The 22,304-nt window shown below is 55.2% G+C and carries 20 protein-coding genes and 5 pseudogenes; 17 read left to right on the top strand and 8 right to left on the bottom strand.

All coding sequences use genetic code 11. From position 1 onward, the window contains the following. Positions 1–19: 19 nt before the first annotated feature. The 6 genes and pseudogenes from mobC to BQ5361_RS10835 all read right to left on the bottom strand — a co-directional run bounded on the left by mobC (position 20) and on the right by BQ5361_RS10835 (position 4,861). Positions 20–2,032, bottom strand: a pseudogene (mobC, locus tag BQ5361_RS04670) (conjugal transfer protein MobC). Positions 2,033–2,038: 6 nt separating this feature from the next. Beyond that, positions 2,039–2,485: a hypothetical protein gene (locus BQ5361_RS10375; protein ID WP_052131157.1), complete on the bottom strand. Its 447-nt coding sequence runs from the start codon at positions 2,483–2,485 to the stop codon at positions 2,039–2,041. 99 nt (positions 2,486–2,584) lie between these two features. Beyond that, complete coding sequence (locus BQ5361_RS10380) at positions 2,585–3,217, bottom strand: relaxase/mobilization nuclease domain-containing protein (protein ID WP_083389228.1); 633 nt, start codon at positions 3,215–3,217, stop codon at positions 2,585–2,587. Positions 3,218–3,350: 133 nt separating this feature from the next. After that, on the bottom strand, positions 3,351–4,085 hold the full coding sequence (locus BQ5361_RS04685) for a nucleotidyl transferase AbiEii/AbiGii toxin family protein (protein ID WP_317614669.1): 735 nt from the start codon (positions 4,083–4,085) through the stop codon (positions 3,351–3,353). Then, positions 4,004–4,327, bottom strand: a complete 324-nt coding sequence (locus tag BQ5361_RS04690) for a DUF6922 domain-containing protein (RefSeq protein ID WP_035474363.1) — start codon at positions 4,325–4,327, stop codon at positions 4,004–4,006. Before BQ5361_RS04690 ends, BQ5361_RS04685 begins: the two co-directional genes overlap by 82 nt. A gap of 66 nt (positions 4,328–4,393) precedes the next feature. Beyond that, positions 4,394–4,861 (bottom strand): annotated as a pseudogene (locus BQ5361_RS10835) (plasmid mobilization protein). 637 nt (positions 4,862–5,498) lie between these two features. Here BQ5361_RS10835 and BQ5361_RS04705 point away from each other — a divergent pair. From BQ5361_RS04705 to BQ5361_RS04785, 17 genes and pseudogenes are all read left to right on the top strand, one after another. Continuing rightward, positions 5,499–6,173, top strand: a complete 675-nt coding sequence (locus BQ5361_RS04705) for a P-loop NTPase family protein (protein WP_257527346.1) — start codon at positions 5,499–5,501, stop codon at positions 6,171–6,173. Continuing rightward, positions 6,154–6,531, top strand: coding sequence for a DUF3408 domain-containing protein (locus BQ5361_RS04710; RefSeq protein WP_052131142.1), 378 nt, complete (start codon positions 6,154–6,156; stop codon positions 6,529–6,531). Before BQ5361_RS04705 ends, BQ5361_RS04710 begins: the two co-directional genes overlap by 20 nt. A gap of 142 nt (positions 6,532–6,673) precedes the next feature. Beyond that, positions 6,674–6,925, top strand: a complete 252-nt coding sequence (locus BQ5361_RS04715) for a DUF3408 domain-containing protein (RefSeq protein WP_052131143.1) — start codon at positions 6,674–6,676, stop codon at positions 6,923–6,925. Then, the gene (locus tag BQ5361_RS04720; RefSeq protein ID WP_035474349.1) at positions 6,904–7,671 is read left to right on the top strand and encodes a hypothetical protein; all 768 of its coding nucleotides are present in this window, start codon (positions 6,904–6,906) and stop codon (positions 7,669–7,671) included. The genes BQ5361_RS04715 and BQ5361_RS04720 overlap by 22 nt, the downstream gene beginning before the upstream one ends. Positions 7,672–7,847: 176 nt before the next feature. Next, positions 7,848–8,105 (top strand): annotated as a pseudogene (locus BQ5361_RS04725) (DUF4134 domain-containing protein); the annotation flags it as partial. Positions 8,106–8,109: 4 nt separating this feature from the next. Beyond that, positions 8,110–8,469, top strand: a complete 360-nt coding sequence (locus BQ5361_RS04730) for a DUF4133 domain-containing protein (RefSeq protein ID WP_052131144.1) — start codon at positions 8,110–8,112, stop codon at positions 8,467–8,469. Then, a pseudogene (locus BQ5361_RS04735) lies at positions 8,432–10,939 on the top strand (TraG family conjugative transposon ATPase). The gene BQ5361_RS04730 and the pseudogene BQ5361_RS04735 overlap by 38 nt, the downstream one beginning before the upstream one ends. A 3-nt stretch (positions 10,940–10,942) precedes the next feature. Beyond that, positions 10,943–11,605 carry a DUF4141 domain-containing protein gene (locus tag BQ5361_RS04740; RefSeq protein ID WP_052131145.1) on the top strand — a complete coding sequence of 221 codons (663 nt, stop codon included), beginning with the start codon at positions 10,943–10,945 and terminating at the stop codon, positions 11,603–11,605. Between the two features lie 27 nt (positions 11,606–11,632). Further along, positions 11,633–12,622 (top strand): annotated as a pseudogene (gene traJ / locus BQ5361_RS10385) (conjugative transposon protein TraJ); the annotation flags it as partial. 37 nt (positions 12,623–12,659) lie between these two features. Then, a complete protein-coding gene (gene traK, locus BQ5361_RS04750) occupies positions 12,660–13,283 on the top strand; it encodes a conjugative transposon protein TraK (RefSeq protein ID WP_035474377.1) in 624 nt (207 codons plus the stop codon). Further along, positions 13,273–13,557: a TraL conjugative transposon family protein gene (locus tag BQ5361_RS04755; RefSeq protein ID WP_035474351.1), complete on the top strand. Its 285-nt coding sequence runs from the start codon at positions 13,273–13,275 to the stop codon at positions 13,555–13,557. The genes traK and BQ5361_RS04755 overlap by 11 nt, the downstream gene beginning before the upstream one ends. Continuing rightward, positions 13,535–14,776 (top strand): conjugative transposon protein TraM, encoded by a 1,242-nt coding sequence (gene traM / locus BQ5361_RS04760; protein WP_035474353.1) that lies wholly within the window; start codon positions 13,535–13,537, stop codon positions 14,774–14,776. Before BQ5361_RS04755 ends, traM begins: the two co-directional genes overlap by 23 nt. Positions 14,777–14,791: 15 nt before the next feature. Beyond that, positions 14,792–15,658: a conjugative transposon protein TraN gene (traN, locus tag BQ5361_RS04765; protein ID WP_035474356.1), complete on the top strand. Its 867-nt coding sequence runs from the start codon at positions 14,792–14,794 to the stop codon at positions 15,656–15,658. 13 nt (positions 15,659–15,671) lie between these two features. Further along, the gene (locus BQ5361_RS04770; RefSeq protein WP_035474357.1) at positions 15,672–16,256 is read left to right on the top strand and encodes a conjugal transfer protein TraO; all 585 of its coding nucleotides are present in this window, start codon (positions 15,672–15,674) and stop codon (positions 16,254–16,256) included. Positions 16,257–16,503: 247 nt separating this feature from the next. Continuing rightward, a complete protein-coding gene (locus tag BQ5361_RS10560) occupies positions 16,504–16,833 on the top strand; it encodes a hypothetical protein (RefSeq protein ID WP_052131146.1) in 330 nt (109 codons plus the stop codon). A 50-nt stretch (positions 16,834–16,883) separates the two neighbouring features. After that, positions 16,884–17,312 (top strand): DUF3872 domain-containing protein, encoded by a 429-nt coding sequence (locus BQ5361_RS04780; RefSeq protein ID WP_257527353.1) that lies wholly within the window; start codon positions 16,884–16,886, stop codon positions 17,310–17,312. Between the two features lie 34 nt (positions 17,313–17,346). Then, complete coding sequence (locus tag BQ5361_RS04785; protein ID WP_083389229.1) at positions 17,347–18,879, top strand: DUF4906 domain-containing protein; 1,533 nt, start codon at positions 17,347–17,349, stop codon at positions 18,877–18,879. Between the two features lie 62 nt (positions 18,880–18,941). On the opposite strand, the gene BQ5361_RS04790 is transcribed toward BQ5361_RS04785, so the two are convergent. Next, complete coding sequence (locus BQ5361_RS04790; protein ID WP_143047502.1) at positions 18,942–21,680, bottom strand: hypothetical protein; 2,739 nt, start codon at positions 21,678–21,680, stop codon at positions 18,942–18,944. 216 nt (positions 21,681–21,896) lie between these two features. Further along, the gene (locus BQ5361_RS04795) at positions 21,897–22,145 is read right to left on the bottom strand and encodes a hypothetical protein (RefSeq protein ID WP_035474552.1); all 249 of its coding nucleotides are present in this window, start codon (positions 22,143–22,145) and stop codon (positions 21,897–21,899) included. Between the last annotated feature and the right edge of the window lie 159 nt (positions 22,146–22,304).

Below are 22,304 nucleotides of genomic sequence, written 5' to 3' on the forward strand. Positions count from 1 at the left end.
TATTGTTTGCTCCTCCGGTCTATTTCTCTTCGCTTTTGAGTAGGTGAGCCAGCTCCGGCGTTTGTTCGATGCGTTTGAGTTCGTCCTGTATGATTTGTTCGACCTCCTTTTTGATGCGACGGTAGTTGTCCTGCACTTCCTGCTGCATCGTGTCGCGTCCTTCTTCATCCCTGAACGAATAGATTTCCGGCAGGGGCTTATAGGCTTTCTCCTCGTGCTTCACCCGCTCGTTATCGACGACGATTTGCGTATGAAACACCTTCTGTCTGACCTCCTCTCCGAAGTTATCGGCCACTGCGCCTACGAACATTCCCTGTGACAGGTTCGATATCTTCGCCGCAGGAATCAGGCTGTCGAGTTGGGTATTGACCGACATGGATGTTTCGTTGCGGTTTATGTTCATGGATTCGCGCTGCTGTACGATACGCCCGAAACGTTCGGAGAGCATACGCGCCGTGTCGCCTACCACCTGTCCGGAGAAGATGTTGCCGACGGTATTCATGATGACCGTCGCCTGCCGCTCACCGTAGTCGCGTTTGAGTTGCGAGAAATCCTGAAATCCTAAGCATACGGCGACCTTATTGGAACGTGCGGTAGCGATAAGATTGTCCAGTCCGCGAAAATAGATAGTCGGCAGCTCGTCGATGATAACCGCCGATTTGAGTTTTCCTTTTTGATTGATGAGTCTGATGATGCGGGAATTGTATAATCCCAGTGCGGCGCCATAGATACTCTGCCTGTCGGGATTGTTCCCCATGCAAAGGACTTTCGGTGCCTTCGGATTATTCAGGTCGAGCGTAAAGTCGTTTCCCGACATCACCCAATACAAGGCCGGAGATATAAGACGCGAAAGCGGTATCTTGGCCGAGGCTATCTGCCCCTGCAGCTGTTCGGCCGCCCCGCCTTTCCATGCGTCCATGAATGGCGAAAGATAGTTTTCCAATTCCGGGTATGTCGAAAGAATCGTAAATACGTCTTCGTATCGCTGGTTGAGCAATTCTATCACGTGCGGAAAAGTGCAGTACCGGCCGTCCTTGTAGATTTTCAAATACCAGATGATTGCTGCGAAGAGCGTGATGGCGCTTTCGGGAAAGAAGTCGCCCTGTTTTTCCGTCCACGAGCGGTTCAGGTTCAGCATCACCGTATAGCTGGCTTCGTAAGCATCGGCGATGTCGGTCAGCAGCTCCGGCACCAGCGGGTTGCAGCGGTGCGAATGATGCGGGTCGTCGAAGTTGATGACATAGAACTTGGGCCTTACCGTGTATCCGTCCAGATGCGTCCGCAGGTGGTTGTAGGCGATAAGGCTCAGATCCGGGAATTTGAAGTCGTACAGATAAATCGCGCTGCCGTGTTCGATGGACTGTTTGATGTAGTTGTTGATGACCGCATAACTCTTCCCGGAGCCGGGCGTTCCGAGTACGATGGTCGCACGGAAGGGATTGACTACGTTTATCCAGCCTGTGTGCAGCTTTCCCTTATACCGGAAACGTGTCGGCAGATTAACGGAGTGTTCGTTCGTTTTCAGACGCATTTCCTGCATGAAACTCTCGTTCTCCTCGTTGAACGGGTCTTCGAGCAGGCGGCTCTTCATCAGCCGCGAGATACGCAGACTGCCGGCCATCAGACAGAGATACCCTGCAAGGAGCGTCAGCCCATACAACAGTGTCCGCAGGGCTGCGGACAGCCGCAGGTCGAGCAGCGGACCGTTGCCGAAGAACAGCCCTCCTCCGACTGCAAGGAGCCACAGAATACTTCGGCGGGTAACGGACTTCTTCTTGACACCGGAGTTCATCACGCAGGCGAGCGCTAATAAGAGCAGGCAGAAGAGCTTGGTATAAAGAGGCGAGGAGAAAAGTCCCGCCGTGCGCTGAAAGCCTGCGAGAACTTTATCGACGATGGCATTGGTTCAGCCCGCCTCTGCCAGCGTGCCGTAACAGAACCAATAGAGGTGCACGGCGAGAAACAGTACGCTCACTCCGCGCATGAAATCGGCGGTCTTGGCCAGACCGCGCAGGTCATCTTCCTGTTGCATGAGGTTTTATAATTTGATATGCTTGCGTTTTTTCTTCTTGCGTTTTTTGTAATCAAGCCGGAATGCCGGGTCTATATACTCTTCGTGTCGTGGCGGCAGCGGTTCGAACAGTTCTCCGAAGGTTTCCGCTCCCGCTGAAAGGAGTTCTTCGAAAAGGGACGGTGGCTGCTGCGGTATTCCGAATGAAACTTCCTCCATACGGGAGTTCGGGCAACCGGACTGTTCCTGTGCAGGCACTGTATCGGATACCGGCTCCGGGCGGAATCTATCCAGCCATTCGTTCCATGTACGGGCGGCGAACTCCCGCCCTAATCTCGAACCGTTCACGGCCAAACGCTCGGTTCGGTCGATGAACGTCGCGCCATAGATGCGGCCTTCGTCCGTGCGGCGGAATATGGCCTCTATGCCTTGTTTACGAAGCTGCCGGACAAACTCCTCTTCGGAGGACGACACAGTCCGTATGGAGAGGACGGCACTCCGCAGCGTATCGAGCGAATGAGGATTGGCCTTGAGAACTGCCGTATTGCGGGCGATGCGCTTTTCGATAGACTTTCAGCCGAAAGCGGGGCCGAGCCTGCTGGCTTTGACGGTGGGGCCGATGCGCCGGTCATTATCGTCGAGGACACCGTACACCAGTCCGTGAAACTCCTGTCCGGCGTGTTGTCCCCGTACTTCTTCGATGCGGATATTGAAGAGCTCCAAAGCTGTGTTCAGCTCGCCGAGCGAATGGTAGCGGTAGCTTTCGATGACGGCCCGTGCCGTACTGCGAAGCCGTGCCGTAAAGTCGTCCGAGGGATATTCGACCTTGCGAAGCGATGAGAGAGTTTCGGCGGTCGTTTCCCCGGCCTGTGGCGGGCGCAGGCCGTACTTGCGTTCCATCTCCCGACAGTGTGCCATTGCCCGTTTCAGGTCGAAACGGTACGGCAGTTCGTGTCCCTCTTCGTCCACCCGGACCGAGACGATGTGCAGGTGCCGTCGTCCGGTATCTTCGTGCAGGAAGACGATGTACGGCTGGCGGTCGTAACCCATGCGCTCCATAAATTCACGAGCGAGATAGGCCATCTGACCGTCGGAAAGGTTATCCTCCGGTGCTGGAGAGAGCGAAAAATGGATGACCGGTTTACGGACGTTGGGATTACAGTCGGCAAAGAGCCGGAAAGTGTCGAGGCAGTCGGCAAGGTCGATGCCGCCGTCCGACTTGCGGGCAAGGCCCTGCGTTCACAGCACCTCGCCCTTGCCCGCCTCGGCCTTCAGATTGTTGTAGGCAAGCACTCCGTAAAAGTTGCTGCCGTAGCTCACGGTGGGAATCATGCGCGATTTATATTTTCGGTTTCGAGGTTTTCTTTTTCGGAGAAACGGACGGTATTCCTATTTTTCTGACAGGCGGCATGTCGAAAAGTTCGGTATCGTGTTTGGCCATGTCGGTCAATCGCTGTGCGATGGCTTTCCATTCGAATTTCCCTTCCAACAACATTATAGGCTCATTGAAATCTATGTCTTCATAATACCCAAGTCCTTTTATCGCCCTTAAACGTGTGGAATTAGGAAATTTGGTGTCATAAGCCGTCAGCATCTCCTCCAAAGACATAAGAGTCGAAAGATATGCTATGTCGATAAAATCCTTCAAACGAGTACCGTTGTCGGCTATGGCCGATAGTTTCATGGCCGCTATATCTTGTTTTGAATATAGGCGTATGCCGTTCTCGACCGTTACGGGTGCAAGATACGGATAGGCATAGCGTATGCAGTCGATAGCTACTCCGTCGATGATACCCTTGAGTGTAAAGTTACGTTTGAACGTCGTGTGCAGACCGTAGTGTTCTGTCAGATAGGCGTCCAGACGTTCAGTATCGAACTCATCGGGAGTAAACAGGTCGAGGTCTATACTCATGCGATGCCCCATATACAAGGCCAAAGCCGTTCCACCGGCAAGGTTGAATCCTTGCAGCATGGGGTCTTGCATTAACTTCGTTAAGAGTTCAAAAGTTTTTCTCTGGACAGTCTGCGTGTGTAACATTTCAGTTCCTCCTTTTTCAGTCCGAACACAAGGCATACGAAGTTCATATCTATCGGAGCGAGGACGGGAATTTCCTTTACTATTTCCCGAACTTTTCGGAATCCGCCGTAAAGCCGGAGCGCAGCGTACATGTCTTCGTCCGACCCGCGCTCTATGACACGCTGCATCACTACCACGCGCATTCTCTGCCAATCGAACCGCTCCATGTCATATTCCCATAACAATGACGGCGATACGGTCAGCCCCTTACTTTTCTGTCTCCAATCTCCGAATACCATTCGATACTGAATATATATCATACAAATATAAGCAAAAATCCGCTAAAAACCTATTTTTTGCTACGATTATTGACTTGCAACATCCTTGCCTGTTTTACCCTCGTTTTCCCGCTCTTTATACCATTTTTGCATTTCCCGCGTGAGGCGCACGACCTCGGTGATAAGCTGTTCCAGTTTCCGGGTTTCTGCGGTGAGTTTGTAGAGAAAAGCGAGCGCTTTCTTCTCGCCGTAGATGGTGTGAATGGCCTTGACGCATTGATTGTAGTTTCGCCCGACGGCCCGGAACTGTTCGTAAAATTCGGTCAGACGGACGAGAAAATCGTGCGTATTGCGGTCGCGCACGGCAACGCGAAAAGGTCAGTCGAAGAGGCGTGCACGGATAAAATCCGCCGCACGGCGGTATTGTGTCTGCCGCATCATCGACAGGAATCGTTCGTTTTCCTCGTCGTTGAGCTTCAGGTAGTACCTGTGTGTCTTTGGGTCGGACAGCACTTTGCGTCCGGCGGCATTTCTGTTCGTGTTTCGCATCGGCATATCATATCGTGTTCAAGGTTCGACTCGGGAGAACCGTCGGCCGTGCAGAGTTTCTGCGCGGCCCTTTCGGGCGGCCGGATTTATTTCGGGCGGCCGAAAGTACCCCTTGCTATTAGCGTGTGCTAATAAAACCGGCCGCAGGGCCGGTTGAAGGAGGAAAATCGTGAGATTTTCCGACATGTCCCTTTGCGGGGGATTTCCCGCTGCAAAGATACGGCCCGTTTGCCGGAAATGTAACTTTTCAGCCCTCGCCATTCTGCGCCAAAGAGCGCCAGCACGTGCCACGGCTGTCAGGCCCCGTACAATCCTATTGCCGGCATATTTACTTTGCACCCTGTTCGGCCGTTTATCCATCTGTCCGGCTATGTCCGTATCCGTGCGGATAGCTGAATATTCGGATAGCCGCATAGCTGAATAATTGCATAGCTGTTTAGCTATCCGTCCGTCGGGACGAATACGCAGCTGAAAAGACAGACGGACATTCGTACGAACACCTATTCATTCACTTATTCATCGATTCATCTTTATGGAAACACGTCCCGTTCATTTCGCATTTGCCAGTCAAAAAGGCGGCGTGGGCAAATCCACCTTTACGATTCTGACGGCCTCGTGACTGCATTACGTGCGCGGCTTTCGCGTGGCCGTGATAGACTGCGACTACCCGCAGTATTCCGTTCTTCGGCAGCGGCAGCGCGATACGGCTTCAGCCGAGGCCTCGGCACTCGTGCGGCAGCGGCTGGAGGCGCAGTTCGGCCGTCTGGACCGGCAGCCTTACCCGGTCCTTGCGGCCCGCCCGCAGACGGCACTCCGGGAATGGGAACAGTATGCTGCCCGGGAGCAGGAAAGCTGTCAGGCGGTACTGTTTGACCTGCCGGGGACAATGGGCACGGAAGGCGTTCTTTCGACGCTGGCCGCCCTGGATTATCTGGTCGTGCCGCTCAAGGCGGACCGCATGGTGCTGGAGAGCTCCCTGAACTTCGCCGCGACGCTCAACGACCGCCTTATCACCACGGGCGCCTCGCGCTTGCGGGGCATCTTTCTGTTCTGGAACCTGGAGGACCGCCGCGAGCGCAACCGTCTGTACGACATTTATGCTACGGGCATCTCCCAGCTCGGCTTGCGGCTGCTGCACAGCCGCATTCCCGTCCGTGCGGCGCTGGGCCGCGACCTGGTGCCCGGCACTTGGGCAGGCCGTTCGACGCTGCTGCCTCCCGATGCGGCGCTGGCCCGGGAGTGCGGCCTTGCAGACCTGATGAATGAACTGTGCCTCGCACTGAATCTCGACCCGAAGGATGAAGGACGAAACGGATAAGAGGCTCGACGAAGAGTACCTGCGCAGCCTCATGGCAGGAACGGGTCCGGATGCCGCAGCACACGGCACCTTCCCGTCGGAGCGACCGGAGCACACGCTGCCTCGCAGCAAAAGCGCCCTGCACCTTCCGTGCGACGACTACACGGCACGTTTTCTTGTATCGCGCCCCTGCAACGAACGGCAGGGAGTCTATATCGACCGGGCGCTGCACCGCAAAATCACCGCTCTTATCGGGCTTCTCGGCAAGCGGAACCTGACGGTCGGCAGTTTTATCGACAACATCCTCGCATACCATTTCGAGCAGTATGGCGAACGGATAAGACAACTTTGCTCGAAGGATTTGAATAAACTTTTTTAATATGCACGAATCGGTTGTAAATTGGTTTGCTACGCATGCGCAGTGCGCCGCGTGGTTCACGGTGCTGGGTGCTGCGGCCTCGGTGCTTCTCTTGCTCGTACTCCTGCGATGCTGACTGCATCGGCAGCGGTATCGGACGACGGTGCGGGCGCGTTACCTGCCCTGGCGCATCACTCCGGAGCGCTACCGGTCCCGCTTTCTCAAACCGCATCCTTCGTTCGGCGGCCGGCGTGCCGTGTATCTTACCCCCGCACAACATGAGCGTCTGTCGGCCCTGCTGCGGGAGCTGGCCCCGGCAGGCGGCAGCGTGTCGTCCGTCGTGCGCAACCTCGTTGCGGCGCATCTGGAGGAATACCGTTACCCGCTTCAGCGATGGACGCGGGGACGGTGTTAAAATGGTTCGGCGGAGGGATTTTCTGTCTGCTGTTCTGCTACCTGTTCCTCGACCGGTTTCTGTTCGCCCGGCGGCTGGATGCGCTGCTCTTCGGTCGGCCGCTGCGTCGGCTGGCAGAGCTGCTGGAGCGCTGGGCGCGAAAGACGGGTGTCCCTGCCGACGTCCCGCAGGCGAAGGACCCTTTCCGCCGCGATACGGCTTCGGTCCCGGAAGACGACCTGGTCCCGCGCGGCGGGAGCCTCCGCCATATTGCGCCAAAGAGCGCCAACGCACGACAGGGTGGAGAATCCGCCGCCGCAGGCGATACCTTTGCTTCCGCAACTGCCGGAAAATCCTCCGGGCGGCTGCCGGAGATGTTCACCGACCCTGTTCGGATAGCGTTTTACGACGACTACCTGCGCAGCACGCTGCAAGGCCAAAAACCGTCTGCAGAGCAGCCGGACGACGGGCAGACTCCTTCCGACACCGAGGCACCGCACGACGCGGTCATGGAGAGCGCATCCCCGGGGCTGCACGATTGCGGACAAGGGATAGGTCCCCGCGAACTGGAGTGGATAATCCGTCTGTGCAACGGACAGCAGGTCGCCGCCGAACACCGCGCCGCACTCGTGCGGGCCGTGCGGAGCGTTCAGGATACGCAGATTTACACTTCGCTGCTGGAAAGCATCAGCGGCAGCGACGACCGCATCGCCCGGTTTCTCGACCAGGCAGAAGCGGCGGACACCTCCGCCGAAGAGATTGTTTAACCTAAAAAAACGACACCTATGGGAGCGTATTTCGATTCGAGCTGAAGGTAACCTTTCGGCATATTGCGGGGCGGGCCGGCCACGGGCCGCCTGCCCCTATCTTCGAAACGATGACAAAAATCCACCTGACAATGAAAAAGAAACTCAGCATAACAAGCCTGTGGCTGCTGTGAACGACGGGCAGCCTCCGGGCACAGAGCGGTACCGGGGTCCAGGGACTGCTGGATGCCACGAGCATGGTGCAGTCCTACTTCGAGCCGGCCGTTACACTCACGTATGCCGTAGGTGCCATCGTCGGACTTATCGGCGGTATCCGCACCTACCAGAAATTCTCCTCCGGGGACCCCGACACAGGCAAAACGGCGGCGAGCTGGTTCGGCGCCTGCATCTTTCTTATCGTCGCGGCTACGGTGCTGCGCTCATTCTTCCTGTAACGCGATGGCCGAATACGAGATACACAAGGGCGTGGGACGCGGACCCGAGTTCAAGGGGTTGCGAGGCCCTTACCTGTTCCTCTTTGCCGGAGGCCTGCTCTTCGACGTTCTACTCATCGTCGTCTGCCGCCTGGCGGGAATGAGTACGGCCGCTTACCTGACGCTGGGCCTCGCGGTGGGAGCCGGAGCCACGGCGCTTACATTCCGTCTGAACGCCGTTTACGGGGAACACGGGCTGATGAAAAGAGTCGCCCGCTGCCGGCGCCCCCGCCGCATTGCCTCGCGCCGGAGCGTGATGACGATGCTTCACATTAACAACGATACGTATGGAAAATATCCTGAAAACCGCCACGCTGGAGAGTAAACTTCCATTGCTGGCCGTCGAAAACGACTACCTGTTGTCCAAAGATGCCGACATCACGGCGGCATTCGCCGTCCTGCTGCCGGAGCTCTACACGCTCTCGGCCGAGGAGTACGAAGCCCTGCACGAGGCGTGACTCAAGGCCCTGCGCGTGCTGCCCGAATACTGCATCGTGCATAAACAAGATATCTTTCTGCGGGAACAGTACCGGCCTGAACTGCAAAAGGAGGACCTGAGCTTTCTGGCACGGTCATTCGAACGACATTTCAACGAGCGCGAGTTCTTCGCCCACACCTGCTACCTGTTTCTGACCAAGACCACACGGGAGCGCAGCCGCCGCCGGAGCGACCTGTCGATGCTCTGCCGGGGCCGTATCGTCCCGGCACCGATGACGGACGCCCAGACGCTGCAAGGTTTCACCGAAGCCGTCGGACAGTTCGAGCGTATCCTCGCTGACAGCGGTCTGGTCAGCCTGCGGCGACTCCGCGACCGGGAGCTGACAGGCACCCGCGGGCACGCGGGCATCATCGAACGCTATCTCACGCTTTCGGGGTCGGAGACGCCCGGGCTGCAGGACATCCGGCTGGATTCCGACCGTATGACCGTCGGCGATAAGATACTCGCGCTGTACACGCTCTCCGAGCTGGATGACCTGCCGGCCCTCGTCGGCACGGATTATCGCTACGACCGGCTCTCTACCGAGCGGAGCGACTGCCTGCTTTCGTTCGCCGCACCCGTGGGTATCCTGCTTCCGTGCGAGCATATCTACAACCAGATGATTTTTCTGGACAGCCCGGCCGAGATTCTCCAGCGCTTCGAGAAAAATGCCCGGACGCTGCACGCCCTGTCGCGCTATTCGCGGGCCAACGCCATCAACAAACAGTGGATAGACGCCTATCTGAATGCGGCCCATTCGCAGGACCTGCTGCCCGTTCGGGTGCACTGCAACGTCCTGGCCTGGGCCCGCAGCGAACAGGAACTGCGGGCCGTCCGCAACGAGGTGGGAGCGCAGATTACCCGTATGGGCTGCAACCCGCGTTACAATACCATCGACACGCCGACACTCTTCTGGGCCGCCATCCCGGGCGGCGAAGGAGGATTCCCGGCCGAGGAGTCTTTCTACACGTTCGCCGAGCAAGCGCTCTGCCTCTTCACAGAAGAGACTGCTTATCGCTCTTCGCCGTCGCCTTTCGGCATCCGCCTGGCAGACCGACAGACCGGACGTCCTGTCTTCGTGGACATCTCGGACGAACCGATGAGGCGAGGCATCACGACCAACAGAAATAAATGTGTCATCGGGCCTTCGGGAAGCGGCAAATCGTTTATGATGAACCATCTGGTCCGTCAATATTATGAACAGGGCACGCACGTCGTGCTGGTCGATACGGGTAATTCGTATCAGGGACTGTGCACGCTCATTCACCGCACTACCGGCGGGCGGGACGGGATTTACTATACGTATTCCGAAAAGGAACCCATCACCTTCAACCCCTTTTATTCGGAAAACGGAGTTTATGATTTGGAAAAGAAAGAGAGTATCAAGACACTGCTGCTGACTCTTTGGAAACGGGAGGACGAAGCTCCGAGCCGGGCCGAGGAGGTAGCCCTCTCGAACGCCGTTACCCTTTACATCGAACATCTGGAGTGCGATGCGGCCGTCGAGCCCTCCTTCGACACCTTTTACGAGTTCGTGAAGACCGACTACCGCGCCGTGCTGAAGGCCAAGAAGGTCCGAGAGAAGGATTTCGACATCGCCGGTTTTCTCAACGTCTTGGAACCCTACTACAAAGGGGGCGAGTACGACTATCTGCTCAACGCCCGGCAGAATCCCGACCTGCTGCAGAAGCGGTTCATCGTCTTCGAGATAGATGCCGTGAAAGACCATCCCATCCTGTTTCCCGTGGTGACGATAATCATCATGGAGCTCTTCATCTCCAAGATGCGGCGCTTGCAGGGGCAGCGCAAGATGCTCGTCATCGAGGAGGCGTGGAAAGCCCTGATGAAAACCGGCATGGCCGATTTCGTGCAGTACACCTACCGCACGTGCCGCAAGTTCTTCGGCGAGGCGGTGGTGGTCACGCAGGAGCTCGACGACCTGACATCCCCGATTATCAAAAACACCATCCTGAACAATTCCGACTGCAAGATTCTGCTCGACATGCGCAAATACGTGAACCGCTTCGACCAGGTGCAGTCCCTGCTCGGTCTCACGGACAAGGCCCGCGACCAGATACTATCCCTGAATCTTGCCAACGATCCCACCCGGCAATACAAGGAGGTATGAATAGGACTGGGAGGCGTACGGTCGGCCGTCTATGCAGTTGAAGTATCGGATGAAGAGTACGGGTGTTATACGACCGAAGAACGCGAGAAAGTGGAAGTACAACGCCTGGCAGCCCGTGCGGGCGGTGATATGGAACAAGCACTGCGGGAGTTCGCCGCCGCGCGGCGGGCCGAAGAACAAAAACGATAAACGATGAAACACGAACACGGAAATACGACGACACTGAAACATCCCCGGCGGTTGCTGCTGACCCTGCTGGTCGTTCTTTCAACGACGGCGGCCCACGCACAGTGGCTGACATTCGATGCCTCCAATCTGGCTCAGAGCATTGTGAACAGCACCAATGAGGTGATCGAAACGGCGACGACCGCTTCGCACATGCTGAATAACTTCAAAGAAACGGTCAAAATCTATGAACAGGGGAAAAAGTATTTCGACGCCCTGCGCTCGGTGAACAATCTGGTACGTGACGCCCGCAAGGTTCAGCAATGCGTGCTGATGGTCGGCGAGATGTCCGACATCTACGTGAACAACTTCCGGAAGATGCTCGCGGACAGCAATTTCTCGGCCGAGGAGCTGACCGCCATCGCCTCGGGATATACGCTGCTGCTCTCCGAGGGCAGCTATCTGCTGGACGAGCTGAAACAGCTGACATCGGTCACGACGCTGCGCATGAACGACTACGAACGGATGCAGATGATAGACAAGGTGTATCGGGACATAACACGTTACCGCAATCTGCTCCATTATTACACCCGCAAGACAATATCGGTCTCCTACCTTCGCGGCAAGGCCGCCGGCGATTCAGCGCGGGTGGCAGCCCTGTACGGTTCGCAGCAGGAACGCTATTATTAACCTTTCGATTCTCATCCTCTTATGGTAATGCCTTTGGATATACACTGGGACAATCTGCACCAGCTCCTTCGCAACCTGCAAGGCGACATGCTCGTACAATGCGGCAGTATGGCTGTCGTGGCCAAATGCGTCGCGGGCATCGGAGCCATGCTCTACGTAGGTTACCGCGTGTGGCAGTCGCTGGCCCGCGCCGAGCCCATCGACGTCTTTCCGCTGCTGCGGCCCTTCGTGCTGGGCTTGTGCATCATGTTCTTTCCGACGCTGGTGCTGGGCTCCATCGACGGAATACTTCGGCCGGTGAACCGCGCGACGGCCTCGCTCATGGAATACGAAACATTCAATGTGCATCGCTTCCAGCAAGAGAAGGACCAGCTTCAGCGCGAGGCGATGCTCCGCAATCCGGAAACGGCCTATCTGGTCAGCGACGAAGAGTTCGACCGTCAGCTCGATGAGCTGGGATGAAGTCCCCGCGACCTGGCGGTCATGGCCGGGATGTACGCCGAACGAACGGCGTACAACATCGGAGAAGCGGTCCGAGGATGGTTCCGCAGCCTGCTGGAGTTGTTCTTTCAGGCGGCCGGCCTCGCGGTGGATACCCTGCGCACGTTCTTCCTCATCGTCCTCGCGCTGTTGGGGCCCCTGGCTTTCGCCATCTCCGTATATGACGGATTCCAGTCCACGCTGACGGCATGGATAGCCCGTTATGTGGGCATCTCGCTCTGGCTGCCGGTGAGCGACCTGTTCGGGGCCATGCTCTCGCGTCTGCAGACCCTGATGCTCTCGCAGGACATCGAACAGCTGCGCGACCCCGACTTCATCCCTGACGGAAGCAATACGGTCTATTGCATTTTTCTCATCATCGGTATCGTCGGCTACTTCTTCATCCCGACCGTGGCGAGCTGGATTATCCAGTCGGGCGGCGGAGGCATGTATCAGCACCGCATCAATGCGGGGGCCAGTGCCCTGGGCGGCTATATTGCCGGAACTGCCGGAGCTGCGGCAGGCAATGCGGCGGGGCATACCCGAAATATCGCACATCCTCAATCTTACAATCATGGAGTTCAAGACACTGACCAATATCCAGAGCGCGTTCGACCGCATACGACTCGTCGTCGTGCTCGTCCTGGCAGGTAACACGCTGCTGACGGCCGTCGCCCTGTGGCGAAGCTACGACTTCGCCGAGCGGCAGCGGCAGAAGATTTACGTACTCGACCAGGGCAAAAGTCTGATGCTGGCCCTCGCACAGGATGCCGCGCAGAACCGCCCGGTCGAAGCCCGCGAACACGTGCGCCGTTTTCACGAACTGTTCTTTTCGCTGGCTCCGGACAAAGAGGCCATCGAGAGCAACGTCGCACGTGCCCTGGCCCTGGCCGACGGCAGCGCCTACGCCTACTACCGCAACCTGGCAGAGCGGGGCTACTACAACCGCATCATCGGAGGCGACATTATCCAGCGGATAGAAGTGGACAGCATCGCTTGCGACTTCGACAGCTATCCCTACCGGGTTGTAACCTATGCCCGGCAGCATATCGTCCGCGCCAGCAACCGCACGCTCCGCAGTCTCGTGACGCACTGCACGCTGCGCAACACCCAGCGTTCGGACAGCAATCCCCAGGGATTCCTCATTGAAAATTTCATAGTAACGGAAAACAAAGACCTCACAAACCATGAAAAATAATCTCGAACATCTCCGGGAGCGGCTGCGACGGGCCGCAGAGGGAGTGCGGCACCGCTGCGATGCGCTCTCTCCGCAACAGAGGAGATGGACTGCCGCAGGCCTGCTGCTCGCACTGCTGACGCTGAATCTGTTCACTACGCTGCGGGACATCTCCTCGGGCAGGGAACGGCTGCGCGGCCGCATCGAACACCTGCATCCCGTACCGCTGATTACCGATATGACAGACAGCACCTCGATAAACTCCGTATGTTATGGCAGCGACACAACCCGGTAAAGAGTCCCAGCAGGCATCCAAACAAAAGGCATGGCAGCACCTGCGCTCCGGACTTGCCATCGGTGCGATGACGGCCCTGTGCGGCGGTTTTCTGTGGATGCTCTACGCCCCGCAGGAGAAGACGCCCGGCAACGAGATGTTCGAAGGTTTCGATACGTCGATTCCCGATGCGACAGTGAGCGAAATGAACGCTGATAAACGCAAGGTTTATGAAGAGATACACCGGCAGGAGCTGTGGCAGGACAAAGTACGGTCGCTGGAAGACTTCTCCGAGGACACGCTGCTTTCGGACAGTATGACAAGGATAGAAACTTCGCCGACACCCGGAGCCGGAGCAAGCGCCATCGACGCCTCGCACGATACCTACCGGACGCTGAACCGGCAGATAGCCTCCTTCTACCGTCCGACACCTGCTGAGGATCCTCGTGTCGCGGATTTGCAGCGGCAGGTCGAGGAGCTGACCCGCCGCCTGGAAAGCCGGACGTCTCCGTCGGTAGAACATCCTACGGCAGACGAGGTACTGGAGCGCAGCTATGCATTGGCGGCCCGCTACTTCCCTAACGGTGCTGCCGACGGCAGAGAACCTGTTGCGGCATCCGTACCTGCGACCGTGAGTCCGGCGGAACAGATAACCGTCGTGCGGCCCGTAACATCGGTAGTGTCCACGCTCGCCCTGCCCGACACGTTGCCGGACATACCCCGTAACCGGGCATTCCGTACCGCAGTGGGACCGGATACGACGACTCCGACCGGTATGATTCATGCCTGCATCGCCGGGGAACAGCGCATCGCGGCCGGGGAGCGGGTACGCCTGCGGCTGCTCGACCGGGTGCAGGCCGGAGAGACCCTCCTGCCGGAAGGAACGATAATCTACGGCACGGCCACAATCAGCGGCCAAAGGCTCGGTATCCGGGTGCAGTCGCTCGCATCCGACGCCGGACTTCTCACTGTCAATCTTACGGCCTACGATACGGACGGCCAGCCGGGACTCTTCATTCCCGATACCGCAGAGCGCTCGGCACTCAAAGAGGCAGCGGCGAGTGCCGGCAACAACCTCGGCTCGGGGATTACGGTGACACGCGGTGCAGGTCAGCAAATCGCTTCAGACCTTACCCGCTCGCTCCTCTCGGGAGGCACGAAGTACCTCTCGGCCAAACTGCGCGAAGTGCGAATAACGCTCAAAGCGGGACACACGCTTTTTCTTGTCTCGGAACAGTAAAATCGAAAAATAGCCATGAAAAGATACATCGTCTTTCTGCTCTGCCTCTGCGCAGGTCGCAGCGGGCAGGCCCAGATACCGCAGTCGGAGATAACACCCCGTCAGGTCGAAGTGTCGTTCAACAAGACCACGCACCTGATTTTCCCTGCCCCCGTGCAGTACGTGGACCTCGGTTCGACGGATATCATCGCCGACAAAGCCGCAGGAGCGGCCAACGTCGTGCGACTGAAAGCTGCCGTGCGCGACTTTCAGGCAGAAACCAATCTGACGGTTATCACCGCCGACGGCTGCTTCTACGCTTTCGACGTGCGGTATGCCGATGACCCCGGGCAGCTCTCGATACGCATTATGAACGACCTGCAAGCGCAAATTCCTGAAGGGAAAGCGCCGACGGTACCTGTGCGCCTCGATGCGCTGGACGGGGATGACGCAGCTCGCATAGACAGTGCGACGGAACAAATTTACAACAATGACAAGCCGCAGATTAAACATATCGGTTACAAGCGCTACGGACTGCAAACGCTTCTCACAGGAATCTATATCGACAGCGAGGGATGGCTCTATTTCGGTATCGAAATGCGCAATGACAGCCGCATACCCTTCGACATAGACCATATCCGCATGTATGTTCGGGACAAACGCTTGCCCCGCCGCACGGCCGTGCAGGATATAGAAATCATTCCCGTCCGCCGCCTGCACCCCCTGTCCGAAATCGACACGGGCAAGACGGGCCGTACCGTGTGGGCCATTCCCAAGATGACCATTCCCGACGGTAAAGCTCTGCACATAGATATTTATGAGCGAGGCGGAGGACGCCACCAAAGTCTCCGTGTCGAAAACCGAGACATCCTCGCCGCCAAACCTATTCCCGAATCCCGATAACAACGCAAGAGACATGAAAGGACTTATCACCGCATTTTTTCTGCTCCTCGGCATCTGCCCGGCAACCGAGGTCGCAGCACAGCGCGACCTGCACCGCCAGCTATCACTACACATGCAGGCAGGAACGGTGGACGGACTGAGCGTATGCAGCCGGTACGGAGAGTACGCATGGGGTACGGCCATAGCGCTGGAGCGGACAAACCGGAACCGCACACATTGGAAGTTCGGAGTCGAATATCTGCACCGCGACTTCCGCTACGGCCCGCAGTGCGTACCCCAGCGACAATACCTGGCCGGTGTCGGCTACTACGTCCACCTGCTGCACGACCGGGGCTATCACGTCCGCGTATCTGCGGGCGGGACCCTGCTGGTCGGCTATGAAACAGTCGGCGGCCGCAGCAGGACACTCTACGACGGGGCACGGTTGGTAAACGACAATGCCGTATTGTGGGGAGGAGCGCTCTCGGCGGAACTGTCCGCCTTTCTTTCGGACCGGGTAGCTCTGTCGCTGGAAGTGGCACAACGCATCACCGCAGGTTCCTCCGTCACACTCTTCCGCACCACCGTATCCGTCGGGATACGCTTCATCATCAACTAAAGCTACGTCAATCGCTATGGAAATCGCACGTATCTACAAACGTCCCGGCGACGAATACTATACGCCGCACTATGCGGTAGTTCCTGTTTTGAAATATATTCCACGCGACAAAATCGTATGATGCCCTTTCGATACCGAATACAGCGAATATGTCCGGGCCCTGCGCTCACTCGGCATCCGCTGCGTATGGTCGCATCTGTCCCGGGGACAGGATTTCTTCAACTTCGAACCACCGCATTGGGATATTTTGCTTTCCAACCCGCCGTACAGCCGTAAGACCGAGATTCTGCGTCGGTGCATCGCTCTGGGTAAGCCTTTCGCCCTGCTCCTTTCGAACAACACTTTCAGCAACGGAAGCTGTATGCGGGCTTTGGCCGGAGTTCAGCTGCAGCTGCTGATGTTCGACCGACGTATCGAATACTCCGCCACGAAAGGCACACCCTGCGGTTCGACCTATGTCTGCCGGGGCATACTGCCCCGACCGCTCGTCATCGAACATCTGGAGCGGTGCGGGAAACCGAGCGCCATGTACGACGACCGACGGCTGGCGGCCTGGTGCAACGACAACAAATTCTAACACAAACAACAACACAGATGAAAACACACGTATGAACGGCCGCCTGCCTGCTGTGCGCAGGACTTCTGGCGGCAGCCTGCAGTGACGGCATCGAGGTCCGGCAGAAGTATTCTTTCAAAATTTCCACCTGGCCGCTGCCCGCAGAGGTCGCACCGGGCGAAGAGGTGGAGATACGCTTCACTCTGGAGCGCGAGGGCGACTACGCAGGCGCGGAGTACGGATTCAGTTGGGTACAGACCGACGGAAAAGGCACGCTGCGCGATTCGCGCGGGATGTACTACACGGACCGCGAAGAATACGAACTGCGCGTGGTTCCCGACCTGGACGTTTCCGACCCGCTGGCGTGGCGCTTTACGCTCTGGTACCGGCCAACGGGCAGCGACGACCCCTCCCTGCGCTTTATCGTAACCGACAACTTCGGGCAGCAACAGGAAGCGGAGTGCTCTTTCCGACTCGTGGAGTCGGACGATGCCGTATAAAACAAAATCGATAACCCTCAAAAATTAACTTCCGATGAAACTCAAATCAATGATTATTCTTTGCGGCCTCGTCGCTGCGGGATGTGCCGCCTGCTCGCGCGAGATACAGCCCGCCGGGGAGCGGAACATCCCCGAAGGGCAGGTACGGGTCGTTATGCCCGTACAGGCCGGGCAGATGGAGTGCGTAACACGTGCGGCGGATGAAGACACGGTAAACGACCTGAACGTCTATCTTTTCGATGCCTACTCCCGAGAGCTGGTTCTGCACAGCTATCTTACGTCTATGGAGCTGGAATTTAATTGCGTTCCGGGAAACTACGAACTCTATGTCATCGCCAATGCCTATGCCGATCTGGGGGAATTGCAGTATGCGCAAGTTACTGACAGGACGGTAAACTTTATGGTCGGGCTTCGGAGCTTGCCGATGTCGGCGATGCGGGAACTTCAAATCGAGCAGCAGCCGGGAAATCAGGTGACGTTGCCGCCGCTGGAACTCGAAAGGGATATGGCGAAAGTGACGTACAGCATTTCCGCAGCTCCCGCTATGAATGGTGTGGAAATCGTGTCGCTGCAAGTCTGCAACATACCCCGGCGGGGAGCGGTCTTCGGCGATACGGCTCCTTCGACGCAGGAAGACGAATATGTCTCCAGCAACCGGAGTATCGTAATGGACGGACAAGGACGCTATACGGATGAACTGTACATGCCGCAGAACTGTCAGGGAACCGTTGCCTCCGTTACCGACCAGCGGCTGAAGGATGCCGACCATGCCCCGCAGTATGCGGCGTATTTGATGATTCGGGCCGTGCGGGAAAACAAGGTACTCGAATACCGGGTATATCTCGGGGAGAACAACACGACGGATTTCAACGTCCGCCGCAATACCCGCTATTCGCTCGACATCACCATCGAGGGCGAGAGCGAGGTGGACACCCGCGTGCAGTGCTACACGCTCGACGTGTACGACGATTTGGAGAACTCCGACGCAGCACTCTCCGGCTATTGCATCCCCTCGAAGGCGTGGAATCTGCATTTCGACATTGCCGGGAATACGGCCGGCCGCAAGATAAGCGGCACGGTGACGCTCCGGGAAGGCGTGGCATCCTGTTTCAAGTTCAACACCAATCCTTACGGACAGACCGGGACGATCGCCCTGTGGAATCAGAACGGCCCAAACTCCCTGCCGGTAATCTACAATCCGCCCGTCGTGACCGAAGCGAACGGATGGATAGAGTACGACGTGCTGCTGGTCGATGACGGAGGATTCCGCAAGACCTACACCTTCCGGCACATGCTGGCCAACGAGGTCCGGGCCGTGCCTTACGGTGATGAAGTGCTCACGGTGACCGGTGCTCCGTACTACCTGCGCCAGGAGGACGGAACCCTGCGCATCGCCTGTTACGAAAACGGATGCACCCTGCGGGCCCCGCAGTACAGCGCAGGGATGCGGTTCGCCGGATGGTATGCCGATGCCACTTACCGAACGAGGCTCTCGACCAAAGTGCAATACCTTTGCAAACCTTCGGCGACGCTGACCGTCCTATATGCCAAATACGAAAAAATGTAGCCAGGAGAAGTCCAGTAGAAACGATAAAGGCCGGGAAACAAATTCCCGGCCTTCGTTCGTTATTATAGCTCTGAATTAGGATACACATAACCGATTCTGCCGTGATTGATGGTTTTCAATGTATATGTTTTTTTCGTAACAGGATCGGTAGAAGTGTATTGTTGGTTGGGTTTGTCTGCTGTCGATACGTATCTGAATGCGTTTACGATTACATTGTTTTCCAATCGTACCTCTTCAATCGAATACAGTGGAACTGCGCCGGGACGCACTCCGCTATAAATATAACATAATACCGGAGTGTCGTTTGCGGTATTGCCCCATTCACTGTATATCTTCGTATCATAAGCGAATTGATTGTTCTGGTATTTGTTTTCATACAATGGAACGATGTAACTGTAATTCGGATGGTTCTCGAACGGCAGATTGGAAAAAGCATAGAAATCATAACTACCGCCCAAAGTATCAGACGAAATCGAGTAAAAAGGTCCTGCATTGTATATGATACGCTTTTGGGCAGTACCATTGTTTTTCAGGTAAGCTCTTACTTTGGTAATATAAGTAGAATCGTTCGGCCAAGGTGTGACAACTCCCGGCATTCTGACAGTTTCAGTAGGGACGTTGATTTCCAATTCCAACGTCTCGTAAGTACTGATTCCTGTTCTATATGTGGCTTGGATGACATATTTGCCTCCGAATCTCGGTACGATATAAAAGTATTCTTCGGAGGGGGCATCCAAAATGAAGAAGTGGGAAGAGTAATCCACGAACTGACGGTTTTCATACCGTCCGATTGACCAATACGGAATAACGGTATTTGGATAGTTTTTGATCGTATAACAATTTCTGTCCCCGATACGCGGCTGCGTACTCGACAAGGCACAGGCGATGATTTCCGGCGGGTCTGCAACATCTACTTCCATAACGGCACGCAAAACGGTATTCAGTTTCAGATGATTGACCGTAAGCGTTATCGTACGTTTTCCTCTTGTAGAAAAGGTTACGTAAAAATGTTCTTGTTTAGCATCCGATTCGATGTTGTATCCTTCGCCCGAAATCTCGAACGACAGGACCTCGACATCTCCCATATAACGGGAATTGATATAATAATCATTTTTTACTCCGACGGACGTATGTTCCGGTCCTTTCAGCATCTCGTTGTAATTGTCTAAAATGAGACGGTACGGGTTGTCGAGTATCAAATCGAAAACGCTTCTATCCAGTTTGTCCTGAACTCTCGGGACTTCCCATATCTTCTGCATCCATTCTACGAAGGTTGCGGAATAGATGACGGTGTTTTGCAAATCTTCTACCGTAACTCCGTTGCATATCAACGAAGGTCCGACTTTAGTATAATCCGGATGAGAATCATGCTGCAATAAATCCCCGGCCTTCGTTCGTCCGTAGATGAGGCTGGATACATAGTATTGTACGGTAACGGCATAACTTTCGACCATTTTGTTTTCAGCCTTTTTATAATTTTTGTTTCTGTCCGATTCAGGAGTGCTGAGAACGGATTGAAAATGGGAGGCATGGCCAAATTCATGGATAGTAGAAGCTACCATAGCTGCTTTGGATATAGTATCATTTAAAGCTAAACCGTATATTTTTATGTCGGTACGCTTACTCAAGCGGTTTAGCCGTTCATCATAAATAAACCATCCGCTGGCTCCGGGATGTTCTATGCAATTTTCTTCCGGGAAGACACCGATAATCATCAAATGGTCGAAATTCTTGAAGTTCTTGTTCAGTACATTCTGCCCCATTATAAAGGCATAGGTTCCCAAGTGGGTAGCTGCGAAACATTGTAACCGGTGGGGAGTATCATTGTTTCGGGCATCAATAAATAAATTCCAGTTCGTATTCATCATGTTCTCGTTGTGATATTCCGCCGTTAAATACCCGCAATCGCGAATAATCCACTCAGTGCCGCCTTGGTCATTCTCAAACCGTAGGACATATTGCACATAATCGGTGAACCATCGACCGGAATTGGCTGCAATATCCCGTGCAACACCGTCCGTTCCGGTATAGGCGAATCCTTCATTCGTAAAATCTCTTACGACGACCTTTACCCCGGGTAACGGGATGGGGTCGGTCAGTTTGCCATCCTGATACGTAACCCTGACGGAAGGATACCAGTCGCCCGATGCAGTAGAAGATGGCCCGGTGGGAAGCTCTATACCTACATTTTTTTTGGCCTGCTTAAGCACTTTTTCCCAGCCTGCTTCTGACAATTGAACAGCCGTGGCTGAAGTCCTATACAAACCATTCTCCACTCCTGAAGACTCTCCTGTATTTCCGTCCATCATCTCTTCTTCATTCTCCGTGGAGTTTGTCCTCAACAAAGAATTGGTCGGCTGCATATACAGGGTATCCAAAATATTGCATTGCACAATGGAAAGAATAGATAAATTTTTTATCGGTAATACGGAATAAAAATATTGATTGTGTTTATTGGTCAAATACTGGTGCATTTCACCGGAACTTAATCGGCGGTCCAACGGATACGGGTAAAGCGATAAACGCATACTGTCACTCAACATGCAATATTGAATCGTATCTTGTACGAAAAACCGGACATATAGATGGGTGGGAGTTAAACGTATAGGGGTTGTTCCTTCAAAAACAGCTATTTGATTGGCTGCCGATTGGATATTTTTGAATGAATAGGGATTGCCGTTATTCAATGCCATTCCGGTCCTCGTTTCGGGCAGCATTTCCTCACATTGATATTCCTCCTCGAATTTAGTACAAGAGAAACAGACCAGAATAATGAAAAGACAAGATAAAAACTGTTTCATAGGAATAGTAATTTTAGGTAAAGTCAATAATGGTTCAACGGGTAATAAGAATGGTTCTCGCGGCGAATACAGATTAAATTCGAATTATGTAGGAAATCCGGTTGCGTGAGGTGCGGGCACACGCAACTAAATAACAAGATAAATTTACTGAAAAATCATAAATTAAAAAAGGGAAAGATGCAGAATCTTTCCCTTTTTGTCTGCGATACACTCGGTCTATAAGGGCGTTCCGTTCTCGAACAGTTTATCCGTTACGACGAACCGATAGTGCGCTTCTTCCCAAAACGCATCGTCGTACACGCTTCCCGCATCGCCGGGACGCTGGACGACATATACCTTGCCGTTGGATATGGTCGTATAGTTCTCGGTCGCATCCGGCAGCAGGTAGAACGGATTTGTGCTGTCAAAAGAATAAACTTTATGTTCATTACTTCGAAGTACGAAAAAGCCATCTTCCTTTGGCATTTCATTGGAATCGGAAGAATAGATTCTGAAAATTACATCTGTAGAAGAAGAATTCTGAAAGGAATAGGTTATTATCTCTGTCGGATAATATTCTGTGTATTCGACGGGGTTGCAGTCCAATAAAAATAACGACAACGTCAGCAATAAAATTAGTTGTAT

The organism is Tidjanibacter massiliensis (genome assembly GCF_900104605.1).
GTDB classification, from domain to species: Bacteria; Bacteroidota; Bacteroidia; order Bacteroidales; family Rikenellaceae; genus Tidjanibacter; species Tidjanibacter inops.

Excerpts from the sequence above, each read along its gene's own strand:
- BQ5361_RS04785 (WP_083389229.1), top strand. The coding sequence starts at position 17,347 with ATGAAACTCAAATCAATGATTATTCTTTGCGGCCTCGTCGCTGCGGGA.
- traK (WP_035474377.1), top strand. The coding sequence starts at position 12,660 with ATGGAGTTCAAGACACTGACCAATATCCAGAGCGCGTTCGACCGCATA.
- traM (WP_035474353.1), top strand. The coding sequence starts at position 13,535 with ATGGCAGCGACACAACCCGGTAAAGAGTCCCAGCAGGCATCCAAACAA.
- BQ5361_RS04730 (WP_052131144.1), top strand. The coding sequence starts at position 8,110 with ATGGCCGAATACGAGATACACAAGGGCGTGGGACGCGGACCCGAGTTC.
- BQ5361_RS04710 (WP_052131142.1), top strand. The coding sequence starts at position 6,154 with ATGAAGGACGAAACGGATAAGAGGCTCGACGAAGAGTACCTGCGCAGC.
- BQ5361_RS04755 (WP_035474351.1), top strand. The coding sequence starts at position 13,273 with ATGAAAAATAATCTCGAACATCTCCGGGAGCGGCTGCGACGGGCCGCA.
- traN (WP_035474356.1), top strand. The coding sequence starts at position 14,792 with ATGAAAAGATACATCGTCTTTCTGCTCTGCCTCTGCGCAGGTCGCAGC.
- BQ5361_RS04795 (WP_035474552.1), bottom strand. The coding sequence starts at position 22,145 with ATGCCAAAGGAAGATGGCTTTTTCGTACTTCGAAGTAATGAACATAAA.
- BQ5361_RS04690 (WP_035474363.1), bottom strand. The coding sequence starts at position 4,327 with ATGGTATTCGGAGATTGGAGACAGAAAAGTAAGGGGCTGACCGTATCG.
- BQ5361_RS04770 (WP_035474357.1), top strand. The coding sequence starts at position 15,672 with ATGAAAGGACTTATCACCGCATTTTTTCTGCTCCTCGGCATCTGCCCG.
- BQ5361_RS04685 (WP_317614669.1), bottom strand. The coding sequence starts at position 4,085 with ATGCCTTGTGTTCGGACTGAAAAAGGAGGAACTGAAATGTTACACACG.
- BQ5361_RS04720 (WP_035474349.1), top strand. The coding sequence starts at position 6,904 with ATGGACGCGGGGACGGTGTTAAAATGGTTCGGCGGAGGGATTTTCTGT.
- BQ5361_RS04790 (WP_143047502.1), bottom strand. The coding sequence starts at position 21,680 with ATGAAACAGTTTTTATCTTGTCTTTTCATTATTCTGGTCTGTTTCTCT.
- BQ5361_RS04740 (WP_052131145.1), top strand. The coding sequence starts at position 10,943 with ATGAAACACGAACACGGAAATACGACGACACTGAAACATCCCCGGCGG.